This window comes from Scytonema sp. NUACC21 (assembly GCF_054684315.1).
On sequence record NZ_BAAFZH010000088.1, the window covers coordinates 33301 to 50134 of the forward strand.

Below are 16834 nucleotides of genomic sequence, written 5' to 3' on the forward strand. Positions count from 1 at the left end.
CTTTACAGCTTTCCTTATATATTTTGGCTTGCTTGTCAAACGGTGGCTATGGGAACAAACTGAGAAAGCTAAGAATTAACGGCAAATAACTGCAAGTTGTGGTAATGGGAGTGTGACAGTAAAAGTTGTTCCCATACCTAACTCACTATCGACGGAAATTGTACCCCCATATAAATCTACACATTTCTTGACGATAACCAATCCCAATCCAGTACCGGGAAGATCTTTGACGTTAGCAGCACGATGGAATAAGCTAAAGAGTTTTTCTTGGTCTTCTAAAGGAATGCCAATACCACGATCTTGTATCTTGAAGACAGCTTCATTGTCCAAACATGTAAGAACAAAGTGAATAGTGCTACTAGGTGATGAATATTTAACAGCATTGGAAAGTAAATTGAGCAAAATGTGGCGTAAGAGGTTTTCATCTACACAGGCATTTGTACAATTTCCGTAAGTTACGAAAGCGATCGTATGCTTACTATTCGTACTTAAAAGAATTTCTTCTGCCAAATCCCGACACAATTCTGCTAAGTTTACAAGTTGTGGACTTGCTTTAAATCTTCCTAAATCAGCACGTCCAATTACCAATACATCATCCAACAATTGGGTCATTTTTTTCACCGTTTGTTTTATCTGTTGGAAATATTGTTGCTTTCTCTCTTGTGATAATTGTTGGCTGAAGAGTTCGATCATCTGTGTCGAAGATAAGATGACTTGTAGAGGAGAGCGAAATTCATGAGATACCATCGAAACAAATCGAGTTTTCAGTTCGTTAAGTTCTCTTTCTTGTTCTAAAGAAGCTCGAATTTCTGCCTCCAAACATCTTCTTTGCTCAATCTCCATCAAAAGTTTTTTGTTAGCAACGGCTAATTGCTTTGAGAGAAGACGCGATCGCAACAGCGCCTCTACTCTTGAGAGCAATTCTACTTTCTCAATTGGCGTAATAATTAATTCATCAATATTTTGCCACAAATCGTGAGTTCCCATCGTCACTCCCTGTCGTGGAGTCACTAAAAGAAACGGCAGCAGAATTGGAGACTCAGCATTTCTTCTCTCTTGTACCTGCTGACTAATGCGCTTTAAGATGACACCACACAAAATACACAAATCGAAAGACCGATCCCACAGAGTGGATGCTTCTCCCTTACCTGTCTCAATGTCCGGTACTATCACCTCATAACGCGTTTTCAGCCATTGCGCCATTAAGCGACGATTTTCTTTGTTGTGGAGCAGTAGCAAAATGCGGCTCACAGTCACTCTCCTAGCAAACTGCGATGTATTCTTAGAATTTTTGTAACACTAATAGTTGTAGTAACATACTGCAAACGCTGTTAGCCAACTGTTATGGGTAATGGGAGTGGCTCTCTTGTCATAAAAGGTAAGAAAAGCAACACTAGGGCGATCGGAATCCCGAATTCTTAAAACAGTTGGGGAGCTTGCAGGTCATCAAAATTAATGTAGCGGACTACTAGATGTATCCACTAAAACCAGGCTGATTTCTGTTACAAAATTACCTGAAACTTAAACAAGTGCCAGACAATAAGAGGCACTTGATAGTTTTCCATCCCTCATTTGCTTGCTATTTTACCAGCAGTTTCAAATTATGGAGATTCTCATTTAGGCTGAAATTAAGTAAGGTAATACAAATACAGTTAACGGTTTTTGATAGTTCTTTGTCATTTGTTATTAGTCATTTGTAAGACTTATAATAAATTTTACATTCCTTAACATAAATGCTTTGATTCCTCTCCACAAACTTAATAGTTTGGGTATGAAAAACAAGTCATTTGTCATTGCCTATCCACTCTGGTGTACCGCTAAAAATATGCCGCAAACTGTGGAGTGGCTGACTCACCTTGATACCGTGACGAGTGATTTCAATTTCTCGCAGGGTTTTTTCAAAATCAGATAACCGTTTCTTAAGTACGCCAATAGCCTTTCGCATTTGGCTGTGAATTTCCATATAACGCAAAAAAACTATATTATCTGCTAGGTGACTAATGCCCATCTCTGTAGCACAAAACTCTCCGGTGATATGCTCTGTCTCATTAATTAAAAGTACCGTTACACCCATGTTCTGCAAATACTTACACAAAGCGTAAAGATGCCTGACTAAATCTTCCCCTTGTAAAGACACCCGATAGCCTGCAATACTATCAAGCATAACTATTCTGGCTTGCCTTACTTCTACCTCATGCCGCACCAAACGAGCAAATTCGTCAGGTGTTAATCGTAACGGTTCCACCTCCACTATCGAAAGTGTCCCCTGCTGTTTCATCACATGAACGGGAATATTTACGGACTCAGAACGGAGCAACAAAGTATCTGCTGCTTCCTCAAAAGTATATATGACCGATCGCTCCCCTCTGCTTGCAGCTTCTTTCATAAATTGCAGCCCCAAAGTCGTTTTACCGACACCAGTCGCGCCAGTGACTAGCGTGACTGTACCTCTTTCCAATCCACCGTGTAACATTTGATCCAATTCTGGCACACCAGAAGGAATCGATTGAGCGACAAAATCCTTCCTGTGAGCTTCCGGTTGCAAACGAGGGAAAACCTCCATACCAATTTTTGTCAATCGCATGGAGTGGAAACTATGCTGAAAGTCTGAACCACGAAACTTAGTAACACAAATACTTCTACCTATCAAAGATTGGTTGAGGTGAATAACACCATCACTAATAAATTGCAAGTCGTCATCAGGGGTGTTATCTGTTCCTTCTGAGGAGAACATTACAGTCGCACCTTGTGACAAGAGAAAGCGGATGAATGACAGCACCTGTTTGCGAAATAAGAAATTGTCGTTAGATAGATAGCGGAACTGAGTGACGGCATCCAGAAAAACGCGCTGGGGTTTTATAGCTTCTACTTCGTCAATAATTCTTTTGGTCGTAGGTTCCCGTTCTACTTCAGCTGGGGAAAAGATGTCGTAAGTCTGGACTTGAGTAAAAAATTCGGTGTTGGGGCTAAGGTCAAGAAAGTTCATGCTTTCAGCGTCTATACCAACAGAGTTGGCATTAGCGCGAATTTGCTCCGGTGACTCTCCTAAGGTGATGTATAAACTGCGTTCACTCTCCGCAACCCCAACCGCTAGAAAGTGCAATCCTAGAGTCGTTTTACCTGCACCGGGACCGCCCCGAATAAGATAAGCCCGGTTTGGCAGGAGACCTCCATACAAAACTTCGTCTAGACCTGAAACTCCAGTAGACAGGCGTTGTTTAAGCATTGGGTGGGTTGTAACGATAAAAAATTTAAATATTATTAATATTTTGGATTAATTAATAGAATTTATTTTAATTATTAAGTTTATTTAATTTTTAAGTACAATTATTGATTTTTTGTTGAAGAAAGTTTATTTGGTTGCTACAGGTGGGGCATAAGTAAGTACAGAGCAGCCCCCTCTCATTACCGTAGCTCTCTTGAGTGAGGGAGTGAGAGCCCACCACCTCCTCCCACTCGAATCACTAGAAATTGTTCGTGAAGGCTATCTTTATGGATGAAGCAGAAAAACATCGTAGCGCTAATATAACTCAAGTTATGCCTTTTTCAAATTCTTTAATGGCTTGAATTTGGTCAGAAATTAAAGTGCATTCTTCAAGTAGAGAGATATTTAATTCTGGTAATAACTCACTAGCTGTAATCTTTTCGTATCCGTAAGTTGATAAAAATTTTGCTGGCGTTTCTTCTCGTAAATGGTAGAGCTTGAGCTGATTGTTTTCCCAAAACCAAACTTCTGTAACTCCCAAGCGTCTATAGGTTTCCAGTTTACTAATGCTGCCACTCGTGACAATCACTTCTATAGCTAGGTCTGGTATATCTTTCTCTTCTCCAATGCAGTAACACTCATCGGGCTCAGCACCTGCTTTTTTCAGCTCATCTTTAAAGGTGGTACTTCCCATAGGAGTATGTTTAATTTCTCTTTTAAAAAGATAGAACACTATTAAGAAGCCCAAACGGGATTTGATTTTCTCATGCCTTATTGAGGGTGACACAATTTCTAATATTCCATCTAAATAGGTAATGCGATAATGCGAATCACCTTCTAGTTTAACTAGCAAGGACTCATAAATTTCCCAATCAACACTACTAATCGTCAGTATCTCTTCTAAGTCTTCAATATGACTAAGTTCTGAAGAGTCAATCAGTTCTTTAAGACTGGTGAGCATTGTTTTCTCCTAATGTGCTATTTTCTTATTTTGGTAAAAAACTACGGCAGCGATCTGCTGCTATGCTGTAGCGAAGCTATCGCACCAGTTACTCAAATTGCCGCTTAACGCAAGACCTGCATTAAATACTGTGTCAGTGTATGTGCATCCACGCCCAATTCCGTCCTTTCTTGTGCAGCTAAAATCCCTGCTTGAGCGTGCCACCAAGCCGCAGTTGCAGTGATATCTTCTACAGGAATCTTTTTAGAAGCAGCTTGTGCCAATAATCCGCCAAGTAACCCGGTTAACACATCCCCACTACCTCCACGCGCCAAAGCTGGGGTACTTTCGGAATTAATCCAAACTGTTCCTTCGGGATTGGCAATAACAGTTCTTGCTCCTTTCAACAACACGACACCATGACTGTGGGCGGCGGCGGCTCGCGTTGCCTTCACTCTATCTTGGCTGGCATCAGGAACATCGGGAAACAACCGCTTGAATTCACCAGTGTGAGGGGTAAGTACTGTTGGTGCCTGCCGTTTTTGTAACGTGGGAATAGTTCCCATTGCAGCCAGGATATTTAAACCATCGGCATCAAGAACTAGGAGATTAGTACTATTTAATACATCTTGTAAAATTGGATTTGCGTCTTTTGTTAAGCCAGGACCGCAGGCAATAGCATTAAATTTACTGAGGTCAGTATTTTCTGGTAGTTGAAGTTGTGCGATCGCTCCTGAATCTGTTTCCGGACAACCAATAATCAAAGCCTCCGGTAACTGTGCCACCATTAGAGATTTGAGAGATTCCGGTACAGCTATAGAAAGCATCCCCACACCACTTGCTCTTGCTCCCAATCCCGTGAGTATAGCCCCTCCAGAATATCGACGCGAACCACAAATAAGCAGTAAATGCCCTTCCTTATACTTGTGGGTGACTGGCGGACGGGGTAAAGGCAGAGTAGATAGTGCAGTTGTTTTTGTGATGCGCTTTATGCCTGGTGAATTGCCTAGTACTGCCTGTATATCAGCTAAAGGAATATCAAAATCTATTAACTCTGGGTTGCCGATGTAGTCTAGAGCATGGTCTTGCAATAAACCAAGCTTCCACAAGCCCAAACATAATGTATGGGTAGCACGCACGGCAGTGCCCAATACTTCACCAGTATCTGTATGCAACCCAGAAGGTAAATCAATACTGATGACTGGTTTATTCCATTCATTAATTTGAGCAATTGCCGTGGCTAGTGGATCGGTGATAGTTCTTTCTAAGCCAAATCCAAACAAACCATCTATTAACAGATGGCAATCGGGCAATTTCTCAATGGATTGGTAACAAGGAATCCCTAAACTTTGAGCGTATTGTAAATGTTGCGAAGTTAATTCCTTGAGTCTGGAAAAAGGACAATAAACCCAAACCTCGTACCCGCGAAAATGTAATTCACGAGCAACGACCAAAGCATCACCACCATTGTGACCGGGACCCGTTAGGATTCCAATGCGGAGTAAGGAGTGGGGGAGATGAGGATTATATACCCCCCCTCTCCCTGTCTCCCTGTCCCCCCATCCTCTCTGAATGCGATTGGCAATTAAACCCGCCACTTTTTCCATCAAAGCCGCTACAGGCATTCCGGCTGCAAACATACGCTCTTCAATATCGCGCATTTGCTGTGCGGTGACTACTACTTGTGAAATCAGTTCTTGCCTGTCCTGCATCAGTTTCGATTCCTGTGTCCTAAGTTCTGAGTTCCATCTTACTTAGCGTTTAGAACTTAGAACTCAGTACTTTTTACTTGCCATAGTAAACCCTAGAGTTACGAAATCTATTGTCTCGCAGTTCCCTGTTCACATATTCTGCCTCTGAGCGTTGGTCAAAAGGTCCTACTCTCACATGAGGTCCTCTTTCATTACTGGTACATATAAACCCACCATCTCTCCTAAATCCCAGAGTTTCCCTAATTCTGTTTTGGAGATTGGATAAATTATTATCAAGGGCAGGAACAACTACATAGTAAAGTTTTTCTTCGTAATCACCATAACATCTACCCGGTAAGTAAGAGTTGCCCGGTCGAGAAGGTCTGCCCGGTCGGGAAGGTCTACCAGGGTAAGGATAAGCTACAAACTGTCCCGTAGAGACTGAGGCGTATCCGATGTTGTCTATTCCATACTCTCTTAGCTCTTCAACGCGTCGGTCAAGGGACTCTTTGTTGCAAAATTGACCCGCCTGAATGGTACCCCTTGGATTAACTGGTCTGAAAGCTCTTGGTTCCACTCGCCTGACATTCTCTATTCCATAGCCCTCGCTAACCAATACACGGTAGCACTCCCTGTTGTCTTGAAAACCAGGATACTGTGTTTCAGGGGGTGCTACAAATTCTTCAACATTGCCTGGAGGTAGTGGTGGTAAATCGAACTGCTGAGCTTTCACGAGGTTTAATGGCAGTAGCGAAGCTAGCCATCCTCCCAAAAGTAACTGTAAAATCAAGAAAAAGTATTTACGCTCGATAAATGCTGTCGCCCCGTTTGGTTTTGCTTTTGACATGGTAATGACGCGATGCCCGTTAAAAAGTTTTTTTAGTGGACTTTTCTAACAAAGTGATTTTAAACGGAAGGTGCTATGTAGAGTGGGCGAGAAACCGTTAAATTTGGTAACCTTGAGTTATCGCTTGACACATTGTGGGTAAACTCCCCAGAGAACCCGGCACAGGATGCACTCATTGTATCCGTCGGAAGCGGTCATTACCCTAGCAAAATTTACGGAGATGAACAAAGTCGTAGTAGGTCTTTCTGGTGGCGTTGATAGTTCTACCGCCGCAGCCATGTTGCACAATCAGGGCTATGAAGTTATTGGTTTGACCCTTTGGTTAATGAAAGGGAAGGGTCAATGTTGCTCTGAAGGTATGATAGACGCGGCTTATATCTGTGAACAGCTAGGGGTACCCCATCACGTTGTTGATATTCGAGACGTTTTCCAGACAAATATTGTCGATTATCTGGTAACTGGTTATAGTGCAGGGATTACACCTTTACCGTGCTCGCAGTGCAATAAAACTGTGAAATTTGGTCCTATGTTACAGTATGCACGGGAAAATTTGGGGTGCGATCGCATTGCCACGGGTCATTACGCTCGCATTCAATATGATGAAGTGACTGGACGTTACCAACTGCTGCGAGCTGTCGATCGCAATAAGGACCAGTCTTACTTTCTTTATGATTTATCTCAAGATTTACTAGCAAATTCTGTATTTCCTCTTGGAGAATTGTTAAAAGCAGATACTCGTCGCATTGCTGCCGAATACGGGTTGAAAACTGCAGATAAGCCAGAAAGTCAAGACCTGTGCCTGGTGGAAAGTAACGGTTCCATGAGAGCATTTCTCGATAAATATCTTGCACCCAAGAAAGGGGATATTGTAGATACCACAGGCAAAGTACTGGGACAGCATGATGGTGTTCATCATTACACGATTGGACAGCGCAAAGGCTTGGGGATCGCAGCGGCTGAACCACTGTACGTTGTTGCTTTAGATGCAGTTAATAACCTTGTGGTAGTGGGCGATCGCGCAAAAGTGACTCAACCTGAATGTACAGTAGGACGAGTCAACTGGGTGTCCATTGCCGAACCATCCAGCCCCATTCGTGCCGAAGTACAAGTTCGCTACCGTTCAACACCCGTACCCGTGACAGTGATTCCTCTGGAAAACTCACGTGTCCGCCTTGTCTTTGACGAACCTCAGTTCAGCATTACCCCCGGACAAGCAGCCGTTTGGTACGACGGGGAAAAAGTCCTGGGCGGTGGCATTATTGAGCAATTTAGTTAGAGTCGTGAATGGTTAGTAGTTAGTGGTTAGTACTTTTTGCAATATTCACTAACTCATAACGACTAACCGCTAACTATACATAATCTTTGCTCTATGCGTCCCTCTGATTTGGTAATTTAATTACATAGCTTAAAAAAATATGCAGTTATCGCAAAGAAGGGACGACCTTGAGTTATCATCTTGATGGTATTACTCCCCACGGTGGGCAGTTGGTAAATCGCATCGCATCGCCTGAGCAAAGGCAAGTATTTCTGTCAAAAGCAAACTTTTTACCACGGGTGCAACTGGACGAGCGAGCGGTTTCAGATCTCCAAATGATTGCGATTGGTGGCTTTAGCCCACTGACTGGTTTTATGAATCAGGAAGATTACGATCGCGTTGTGACGGAAATGCGGCTTGCCAACGGTACCGTTTGGTCAATTCCAGTCACACTGTCTGTAGAAGAAGAAGTCGCAGACGCTTTAAAAGAAGGCGGTTTAGTTCGCTTAGATAACCCAGTAGGTCAATTTATTGGGGTTTTGGAACTGACACAAAAGTATCGTTACGACAAGAATCGCGAAGCAGTTAATGTTTACCGCACCGACGATTCCAACCATCCTGGGGTGCAGGTGTTATACAGACAAGGACCTGTACATCTTGCAGGTGATGTCTGGTTACTACAACGCGATCCCCATCCCGATTTTCCAACCTATCAGATCGATCCGGTAAAATCCCGCCAAATGTTTCGAGAAAAGGGTTGGAAAACTATTGTCGGGTTCCAAACTCGCAACCCCATCCACCGCGCCCACGAATATATCCAAAAGTGCGCTCTAGAAGTTGTGGATGGTTTATTTCTACATCCGTTGGTAGGAGCAACAAAAGAAGATGACATCCCTGCTGATGTGCGGATGCGCTGCTACGAAATTTTGCTGAACGGCTACTATCCCCAAGACCGAGTCATTCTGGCAATTAATCCTTCTGCAATGCGTTATGCTGGACCTAGGGAAGCAATTTTCCATGCTTTAATTCGCAAAAACTATGGCTGCACTCACTTCATTGTGGGAAGAGATCATGCTGGCGTAGGAAACTATTACGGCACTTACGATGCCCAGTACATTTTTGATGAGTTTAAGCCTGAAGAATTGGGTATCGTACCGATGAAGTTTGAACACGCCTTCTACTGTAAGCGCACTCAGCAAATGGCGACAAGTAAAACGAGTCCCAGTAGCCCAGAAGAACGCATTCATCTGTCAGGAACAAAAGTGCGGGAAATGCTGCGCCGAGGAGAGTTACCCCCACCAGAATTTTCCCGTCCAGAAGTGGCAGCCGAATTGGCAAGGGCAATGCGAGTGCCAGTACAAGCGTAAGGCACATTTAGGTACAAGAAGCAAGTATAAACTTTTACTTTACACTACAGACCTCAGCCCTTTAAGCTGATAGTGAATCCAGTACTGTAGGAAGGTAATCCCTACCTAACAACTGGCAAACCGAAGGACTGACGGACTGAGGGCTGATAGCTAATTATGAAGCGGCGGACGTTTTTACAAAGGTTTGGTTCTATACTCGCGCTATTGGGTGTCACTGAAACCGAGTGGTTGACCTTGGGAAACCGCTACCATTATGCATTGGCACAAACCAGACCGCGAAAGTTAGCCTTATTGATAGGCATTAATCAATATCCACAATGTCCAGCCCTGACAGGTTGTCTGACAGATGTGCAACTGCAAAGGGAACTTTTAATTCACCGCTTTGGTTTTCAATCGTCAGATATTCTCTGCTTAACAGAAGAGAAAGCGACGCGGGAAAACATTGAGACGGCTTTTTCAGAACATCTCGTCAAACAGGCTCAACCTGATGACGTGGTTGTATTCCATTTCAGTGGTTACGGCAATCGTGTAAAGTTGGACGCCGTACAAGACACAGTGCAAAATGCTCTGATTCCAGCTTTGGAGAAAGACGCCCAACAAAATACTAAAAACGCCAACTATTTATTAGAAGAAACGCTACTACTATTGTTGAGTTTGCTGACTACACATCGTGCGATCGCAGTACTAGACAGCAGTTACTACGGTTCGTCAACATCTCTAGCAAGAGGGCTGCGAACTCGCGCTCGTCCAATGTTAGAAGAAGTTGTTGTTGCAGCAGAAGAACTGGAGTTACAAAAACAACTGAAGGAAAGGGTTTCTTCTGACCAATCAGCAGCTGTTGTGTTAACGGCAACCTCTAATCCCAAACAATTGGCAAGAGAGGCACAATTCTCTGGCTTTAGTGCAGGCTTATTTACCTATGCTCTAACACAATATCTATGGGAAACCACGCCTACAACAACAGTTCAAGTTTGTATCTCTCGTGCGGCTAGTTCCTTACAGCAATTGGGAAGCACAAAACAGCAGCCAGGTATCTTAATAAATAAGAAAAATAATGAACTCACACGTACATTCATTACTGATTATTTTCTTCCAAATGTCAGCAAAGGAGCTGAAGGATTCGTAACGGCAATTGAAGACGATGGAAAAACTCTTCAACTTTGGTTGGGGGGGATTCCGCCACAGGTTATAGAATATTTAGGAGTGAATTCCCGATTCACTTTGGTAACACAAGAAGGAGCGAATCTTGAAACGCAACAGATCGCGTCTTTACAAATCAGATCGCGTTCAGGGTTGACGGCAAAAGCTTACACTTTCAATGTTGAAAGCGGTGCTTCCCTGCAAGTTGGGCAACTGATTCAAGAAGCGGTAAGGGTGTTACCCAGGAATGTTGGTTTAACAATTGCTTTGGATACTAAACTGGAAAGAATTGAGAGAGTTGATGCAACTAGTGCTTTTGCAACAGTTTCTCGGGTGTCCAATGTGGTAGCAGGAGAACAACCAGCGGATTATGTATTTGGCAAACTTCCAGAATTAAGGAATAAGGACGCGGCGACAACGAGTTCAACAATTGTGTCTCTCAGTAGTTATGGTTTATTTTCTCCTGGAGGGGAGCAAATTTCCACTACCTTTGGGGAAGCAGGGGAAGCCGTGAAAGTAGCAGCCCTGCGCCTAGTGCCAAAACTGCAAACCCTTTTAGCAGCAAAATTATGGCGGCTAACAGGGAATGAGGGTTCATCACTATTGGGTGTTAAAGCAACATTAGAAATCATTGGCACTCTGACACCTCGAACGTTAATGCAAAAGGAAACACTGAGAACTGCTAAGACAGAACCGTTAGCTAAGAAGCCACACAACTCAGAAACCGAAATCCTCCCGTCTATAACAATCGGCAGTCGGATACAGTATAGGGTGGAAAACACAAGCAATCGCCCAATCTATTTAATGTTGCTAGGTTTAAGTAGTAGTAAAACAGCGATCGCTTTGTTTCCTTGGTACAAAATAAGTGAAACAGAAACTTCAGAAGCCAAACCACAGCTTGTAGATGTGATTATTCCTCCTGGGGAAACACGTGTTATCCCTCAAACAACTTCTGGTTTTGAATGGGTAGTGCAAGCACCAGCTTCCCTAGCTGAAACCCAACTCATTTTTAGCACTGCTCCCTTTACCCAAACTCGGACTGCTTTAGAAACTGCTCAGCACCCGAGAGGAGAACAACAACGCATTCAGCCAGTAGCAAATCCTTTGGAAGTTGTACAAGCTGTACTGCAAGATTTACATAATGCCAGTGCAGTTAGTGAGATGAATGGTACAGCCTCTGACTCTTACGTATTGGCTGTAAATAAATGGGCGAGTTTAAGTTTCGTTTATCAAGTGGTTTGATGACTAAACAAGTTAATGTTTAAAATTTGGGGAAGGCATTGTTGCCTCCCCCACAAAAACCAGACTGCTTTACATAGCTGCTAATCTCATAACACCTTTAACCGGCTTGTGAGACGTAACCTTGAGGGTGTCATAGGTACCATACTTTCTAAAATCCAGAGTGTCAGCATTGGTAACAATATCATCTGGAGAAAAAGCAGGCAGTAAAGCTAAGAGATTTCCTGGACCCCAGTTTGCAGGCGTAGACTCTCCTCCATCCCAAGGCCACAATCGGTCATTGAGATTCTCACCGTATTTTCCACCTGATGCAGGGAAAAATTCGCTACCACTATGCCCTTTCGCCTGCCATTCAGCCCATAGGCGATCTACATTGGAATGAATCAGCCAAAATACTGGATCGTTAATAGAACAAGCAAGGTCAGCCAACGTACCCAGAGGTTCGGGACGACCTACTGCAGGGTCAAAAGTAGCCCCACCGACAAAGCTATGGAAATAGTTATGCTGAAAAACTCCAGGAGTTGGTTGTCCATTGGGGCTGGGTTTGATGAAACCTTCCAACGCTAAACGAAAAGTTTGATAATCATTTATGCCAAAGAGTTGTTCCACATCTTCTTTAGGAACAGGATAACTATTTGTGGGAGGTACCTGCAGGAAGCGGAGGATTGACTCACCAAACGATTCTCCCGATGGTTTGAAGTGTAAGATTGGATTTAAAACCCATCCATTTGCTACGGAAAAAGGCCCGGAGACAACGGGTCCCCCTTGAGCAGTACCCAAGTTTGGAATGTTGAAGCTGACTCCTTGACCATTTGGTCCCATAAAGTCATCTTGAAAGATTACCGCTAGCGCGTTAGGGTCTGTCCAATCCCAGTAAGGAATTGTGACTCTGGGGTCTACTGATTGCAAAGCTTTTTCAAATCTCGATATGAACTCACGGTGCCACGGTAGAAATAAATCGCTTTCATGAGCACCATCATGCCCCGCTCAGAATCACCACTCTGCAAAATGAACTGAAAACTGCCCAAAAGGAACTGGAAACTCTCAAGTCACAGTTAGCTATTGCCAAATCTGACAGTTTGCTAGAAAAAGTCGAATCTATTGGCGACTATAAAATTCTTGTTGCCAAAATGGAAGACGTCGATCCCGAGTCTTTGAAAACAGCAGCAGAACGTTTGCTGCAAAAACTTGGTAACGGCGCAGTTGTACTGGGTTCTGTTCCCGAAGCAGATAAAGTCAGCTTAGTTGCGGCTTTTAGTTCAGAGGTCAATAAGAAAGGCTTGCAAGCTGGTAAATTTATTGGTGCGATCGCCAAAATTTGCGGTGGTGGTGGCGGCGGACGTCCAAACCTTGCACAAGCAGGTGGACGCGATGCGAGTAAATTGCCAGAAGCGTTAGAAGCAGCAAAAGCTGAGTTAGTGAAAACTTTAGGTTAAATACCCGTCATTTGTCCAGTGTCAGTTGTCCTTGGTTATTTCTTAAGACAGATGACAAATGACTAATGACAAATCACTAATGACAGATGACATTTAATATACTTCATTGTGTTCATAAAGGGGGTAAAAAATGGGTCGCTTAAATCCCTACACGCTACAAATGCAAATCACTCGAATGTTTGAGCAGGGGCAATCTTTGTTCGCGACAACAAAAGTACAAGAATGGTTGAAAGAACGGAAGCAAAATCCTGCAGATTTTGACATTATTTTCCATCAAAAACCTGCACCTCCCGGTTCAAAAGAAGTCATGGTTGTTGAAATTGAGTTGCGCCGCAAAGATGGTACACCAGTAGATCCTTGGTTACAAGAGCAAGCCAACCTTCATGCATAGACTTTATTTTCTTTTATGAAATTTATATAAACTTTTTCAAACAAGGGCATTTACATTACGGAATGCTCTTTTTTTTTCTTGAATTTATAATTAACAAATTAAATGAAGTTTCCATGAAATCTTACCGCTCTTGGATTTTTGTCCTTTGTTTCTATCTTGGAATACTGTCTACTCTATCTCTTGCAGTCTATACAGGTATTATTCCACCTAAAATTATAAAGTTTAAGCCAATAGATTTAACAGGGCACTTCATTTTAATTGGATTTATTTCTTACATAGCTCACTTATCAATAAAAAAATACAAATTAAATTTTTTTGAAATTTCTCTGCCACTAGCACCAATTGTCATTTTCTTTCTCTGTAGCATAGATGAAATAACGGAAAAATTTACATGGCATCAAGGTATTGATGAATTTGATTTACTAGCTGATTTATTTGGCATTACATTTTTTACATGGTTAGCAGAACGTACAACTGCAGAAACAGTTGATAAAAATAAGCAAAAGAATAAGTAGAGCGATACAATAAACTGAACAGCTTTTGGTTGTGTGTCAATACACAGAGAGCGGCAAAAGATGGGGAGCTAGGCAATTTGCTCCCCAGGCACTTGACATTTAACTTGATAACCGATTAATGGGAATTTGGTGGGTAATTTTACCACACGATTTACCCCACCTTCCCCATTTTTTGTCAATCTCTTAGGTTACAGCCAAGTTAAAAACTTAATTGAAATCACTCAGTTCACCTACCTTAATCACTGAAACTGTCACATCTCCATCGTTATCTCCAACTTCAACATCAAAAAAGAAGGCACACAGTGTTGAGGTTTCTGATACCGCTAAGGTCAGAGTATCATCATAACCGTTCAAAGTTGACCACCCTGCTGGAACCTCTACGTTGGTTTTTAAATTCTTGAACTTACCACCATAAATCCACAGCATGACTATGGGTTCGCCCTTTTGAACATCACCTTTGATGTAATCAAAAGAACCTTTCCGGATTCTAACAACGTGAACCCCTGGTTTGAGTTCTGTGCTGACTCCTGTGTTTTGAATCTCAGTCATGCGTTGCGAAAACAGGTGGTAGCAGTTCTTTTTGCTGTTAACCACTAAATCCGTGATATTAGTTGTTTGAGCTGCTGTAGTTGTCATTATTGTCAATCCTTTAATGTTTGCAGTGGCCATTTAGAGCATAAATGACAGTTTCAAAAAGAATCCTAGCATTAACAAAGTTTTTATACCTATGCATTTGCTGAGAATCTAAACTATGTCATCTCAATGGTTATTGATTTGACTGGTTATGACTCAGCATCTTCTCAGCTTTATAGGATGAATTCAAGGACAGTTAAGACAGTTAAGACAGTTAAGCAAATTTTTGAGACGGATAAGACCGTGACAGCACTGGCGACTGTGGAAGCCATAGCGGGAAAAATTACGGGAAGCTATCGTAGCCAAGTTTGACCCATCTCTAATTTGTCTACTAAGACTCAAATTGGTGCAAATTCCTTCGGAATTTACACGAACGTACTTTTCCTACTTTTCCTACATAGTTTTGTAAAATTGACCTCTTTGGCAAAAGTTGGAGTGTAAGTTTCCCACAATTTTAAGTGTAAAAAAGTCTAGTACAAAAGCAGTTAAGACAATTAAGATAAATGGGAGCAAATACTATACTGAGCAACATGGTACAATCCAAAGTCAGGAGAAAACGGGGCGTTTTGCTGACCTCTATAGGGTTACAAAGGTTGCAAGCAGCAATTTTGGCTGTGGAAATGGCACAGAATAATGGAGAGCGCTTTACCTTAGATGAGTTAAGCGATCGCGTGAAAGTTTCCAATAAAACACTAAGTCGATTGTGGTCTTCAAATGGTGTGGATCGGAAAACTCTTCAACTTTGCTTTAGCGCCTTCAATCTAGAATTATGCAAAGAGGACTACAGCATTGTGAACGAGTCAGAAGGGGATGATGCTACTGAAACTTTCTTACAGGATGCGGACGAAAAAGAGATAGGTGTACTGCAAGCAAAGGAGGATTCTGACCTTTGCAAATATTTTGATAGATATCAAGATATATGCTCATATCCCGATGGTCCAGTGCCCCTGGATTCTCCACTTTATATAGAACGCCCACTAATTGAGAATTTAGCTTATCAAGAAATAACTCAACCGGGATGTGTCATCCGCATTCGAGCTCCAAAAGGTATGGGGAAAAGCTCTCTAGTGTTGCGTCTGTTAAACTTTGCTCAACGCCAGGATTACCGTACAGTCAAGCTAGATTGTCAGCAAATTGATGCATTCAACTTGCACAATTTCAATCAGTTTTTGCGTTGTTTTTGTTGGCGAATGGCAAAAGAATTAGGGATTGAACCCAATTTAGATGCCTACTGGGATGAAGAAATTGGCAGTAAGTTGAGTTGTAGTTTTTATCTAAGAAACTACTTACTCAAGCAAATCGAAAATCCCATAGTTCTTGTCTTAGAACAGGTTGACTGCTTGTTTGAATATCCTCAACTTGCTCAAGAGTTTTTTCCTTTATTGCGCTCGTGGCACGAAGAAGCACGCCGGGATACAAATTGGCAAAAACTGAGACTTGTGGTAGTTTACTCCACTGAAGTTTATGTTGCCCTAGATATCAATCGTTCTCCCTTCAATATTGGATTACCATTACGCCTACCAGAATTCACTCAGCAACAAGTCCGAGAATTAGCGCAACGGCATGGGCTAAACTGGAATTCTGGAAAAGAAGCTACCCAATTGATGTCTTTCACAGGCGGACATCCAGCGCTAGTTAGGATTGCTTTATATTATGTGTGTTGTCAAGGAATCACTTTAAACGAACTCATTCAAGAAGCGCTGGCTAACGGGGGAGTCTACCGCCACTATCTCTGGCAACATTGGATAGTTTTGCAAGAACAACCCGCACTGATACAACTATATACTCAGCTTGTTAAAGCTAAGCAAAGTATTGTTACTGCTCCCATTGAAGCTTACAAGCTTCACAGCTTAGGATTGGTAGCTTACGAAGGCGAGGGTCTGATTCCACGTTGCGAACTCTACCGCGCCTACTTTCAAAAACAACTATCCATGTTGCATTAGTTATTATTTCCTGGTTTGTGTTCTCTATAAGAATTCCAAATTTAACAAATATCTTTGGTAGATATCGGCTAGACGTTCCATTCATGGACTGTGGGGTGCATCTTTCTTACTCATATATTTTACTTATTGTGAATTGTCTGCGCTTGGTTAAAAACCTCCCATGCATCAATTCTACACGATCGCATAATCTTCAAATACCAACCCGTAATTATCCTGCTAATATTTTCCTAAA

General features: G+C 42.3%; 13 protein-coding genes and 2 pseudogenes. 8 read left to right on the forward strand and 7 right to left on the reverse strand.

Annotation, left to right across the window (positions count from 1 at the left end; all coding sequences use genetic code 11):
• Positions 1–75 precede the first annotated feature (75 nt).
• The 5 genes from ACYRY3_RS22515 to ACYRY3_RS22535 form a co-directional block, all read right to left on the reverse strand.
• Positions 76–1251 (reverse strand): ATP-binding response regulator, encoded by a 1176-nt coding sequence (locus ACYRY3_RS22515; RefSeq protein WP_460203869.1) that lies wholly within the window; start codon positions 1249–1251, stop codon positions 76–78.
• Positions 1252–1783: 532 nt separating this feature from the next.
• Entirely contained in the window at positions 1784–3226 is a 1443-nt protein-coding gene (locus tag ACYRY3_RS22520) for an ATPase domain-containing protein (protein WP_460203870.1), read from the reverse strand.
• A gap of 304 nt (positions 3227–3530) precedes the next feature.
• On the reverse strand, positions 3531–4166 hold the full coding sequence (locus ACYRY3_RS22525) for a Uma2 family endonuclease (protein WP_460203871.1): 636 nt from the start codon (positions 4164–4166) through the stop codon (positions 3531–3533).
• A gap of 104 nt (positions 4167–4270) precedes the next feature.
• A complete protein-coding gene (locus tag ACYRY3_RS22530) occupies positions 4271–5857 on the reverse strand; it encodes an NAD(P)H-hydrate dehydratase (RefSeq protein ID WP_460203873.1) in 1587 nt (528 codons plus the stop codon).
• Positions 5858–5930: 73 nt separating this feature from the next.
• A complete protein-coding gene (locus ACYRY3_RS22535; RefSeq protein WP_460203874.1) occupies positions 5931–6683 on the reverse strand; it encodes a hypothetical protein in 753 nt (250 codons plus the stop codon).
• A gap of 220 nt (positions 6684–6903) precedes the next feature.
• Here ACYRY3_RS22535 and mnmA point away from each other — a divergent pair, with 220 nt between their 5' ends.
• The 3 genes from mnmA to ACYRY3_RS22550 all read left to right on the forward strand — a co-directional run bounded on the left by mnmA (position 6904) and on the right by ACYRY3_RS22550 (position 11687).
• Entirely contained in the window at positions 6904–7959 is a 1056-nt protein-coding gene (gene mnmA, locus ACYRY3_RS22540) for a tRNA 2-thiouridine(34) synthase MnmA (protein ID WP_460203969.1), read from the forward strand.
• Between the two features lie 167 nt (positions 7960–8126).
• The gene (gene sat / locus ACYRY3_RS22545; RefSeq protein ID WP_460203875.1) at positions 8127–9305 is read left to right on the forward strand and encodes a sulfate adenylyltransferase; all 1179 of its coding nucleotides are present in this window, start codon (positions 8127–8129) and stop codon (positions 9303–9305) included.
• A gap of 156 nt (positions 9306–9461) precedes the next feature.
• Complete coding sequence (locus ACYRY3_RS22550) at positions 9462–11687, forward strand: caspase family protein (protein WP_460203876.1); 2226 nt, start codon at positions 9462–9464, stop codon at positions 11685–11687.
• A 69-nt stretch (positions 11688–11756) separates the two neighbouring features.
• Here the strand turns inward: ACYRY3_RS22550 and ACYRY3_RS22555 are convergent.
• A pseudogene (locus ACYRY3_RS22555) lies at positions 11757–12644 on the reverse strand (tyrosinase family protein); the annotation flags it as partial.
• Between the two features lie 23 nt (positions 12645–12667).
• Here ACYRY3_RS22555 and ACYRY3_RS22560 point away from each other — a divergent pair.
• The 3 genes and pseudogenes from ACYRY3_RS22560 to ACYRY3_RS22570 form a co-directional block, all read left to right on the forward strand.
• Positions 12668–13120, forward strand: a pseudogene (locus tag ACYRY3_RS22560) (DHHA1 domain-containing protein); the annotation flags it as partial.
• Positions 13121–13250: 130 nt separating this feature from the next.
• Positions 13251–13511, forward strand: coding sequence for a hypothetical protein (locus tag ACYRY3_RS22565; RefSeq protein WP_460203878.1), 261 nt, complete (start codon positions 13251–13253; stop codon positions 13509–13511).
• Between the two features lie 113 nt (positions 13512–13624).
• Positions 13625–14026 carry a VanZ family protein gene (locus tag ACYRY3_RS22570; protein ID WP_460203879.1) on the forward strand — a complete coding sequence of 134 codons (402 nt, stop codon included), beginning with the start codon at positions 13625–13627 and terminating at the stop codon, positions 14024–14026.
• Positions 14027–14233: 207 nt separating this feature from the next.
• Here ACYRY3_RS22570 and ACYRY3_RS22575 read toward each other — a convergent pair whose 3' ends face one another.
• Complete coding sequence (locus tag ACYRY3_RS22575; RefSeq protein ID WP_460203880.1) at positions 14234–14662, reverse strand: hypothetical protein; 429 nt, start codon at positions 14660–14662, stop codon at positions 14234–14236.
• A 126-nt stretch (positions 14663–14788) separates the two neighbouring features.
• On the opposite strand from ACYRY3_RS22575, the gene ACYRY3_RS22580 reads away from it, so the two are divergent.
• Together ACYRY3_RS22580 and ACYRY3_RS22585 are read left to right on the forward strand one after the other, a co-directional pair.
• Positions 14789–14971 carry a hypothetical protein gene (locus ACYRY3_RS22580; protein ID WP_460203881.1) on the forward strand — a complete coding sequence of 61 codons (183 nt, stop codon included), beginning with the start codon at positions 14789–14791 and terminating at the stop codon, positions 14969–14971.
• Between the two features lie 218 nt (positions 14972–15189).
• On the forward strand, positions 15190–16602 hold the full coding sequence (locus ACYRY3_RS22585; protein WP_460203882.1) for an AAA-like domain-containing protein: 1413 nt from the start codon (positions 15190–15192) through the stop codon (positions 16600–16602).
• The last annotated feature ends 232 nt before the right edge of the window (positions 16603–16834 follow it).

Excerpts from the sequence above, each read along its gene's own strand:
- mnmA (WP_460203969.1), top strand. The coding sequence starts at position 6,904 with ATGAACAAAGTCGTAGTAGGTCTTTCTGGTGGCGTTGATAGTTCTACC.
- ACYRY3_RS22585 (WP_460203882.1), top strand. The coding sequence starts at position 15,190 with ATGGTACAATCCAAAGTCAGGAGAAAACGGGGCGTTTTGCTGACCTCT.
- ACYRY3_RS22550 (WP_460203876.1), top strand. The coding sequence starts at position 9,462 with ATGAAGCGGCGGACGTTTTTACAAAGGTTTGGTTCTATACTCGCGCTA.
- ACYRY3_RS22580 (WP_460203881.1), top strand. The coding sequence starts at position 14,789 with ATGGTTATTGATTTGACTGGTTATGACTCAGCATCTTCTCAGCTTTAT.
- ACYRY3_RS22575 (WP_460203880.1), bottom strand. The coding sequence starts at position 14,662 with ATGACAACTACAGCAGCTCAAACAACTAATATCACGGATTTAGTGGTT.
- ACYRY3_RS22570 (WP_460203879.1), top strand. The coding sequence starts at position 13,625 with ATGAAATCTTACCGCTCTTGGATTTTTGTCCTTTGTTTCTATCTTGGA.
- ACYRY3_RS22535 (WP_460203874.1), bottom strand. The coding sequence starts at position 6,683 with ATGTCAAAAGCAAAACCAAACGGGGCGACAGCATTTATCGAGCGTAAA.
- ACYRY3_RS22525 (WP_460203871.1), bottom strand. The coding sequence starts at position 4,166 with ATGCTCACCAGTCTTAAAGAACTGATTGACTCTTCAGAACTTAGTCAT.
- ACYRY3_RS22565 (WP_460203878.1), top strand. The coding sequence starts at position 13,251 with ATGGGTCGCTTAAATCCCTACACGCTACAAATGCAAATCACTCGAATG.
- ACYRY3_RS22520 (WP_460203870.1), bottom strand. The coding sequence starts at position 3,226 with ATGCTTAAACAACGCCTGTCTACTGGAGTTTCAGGTCTAGACGAAGTT.
- ACYRY3_RS22530 (WP_460203873.1), bottom strand. The coding sequence starts at position 5,857 with ATGCAGGACAGGCAAGAACTGATTTCACAAGTAGTAGTCACCGCACAG.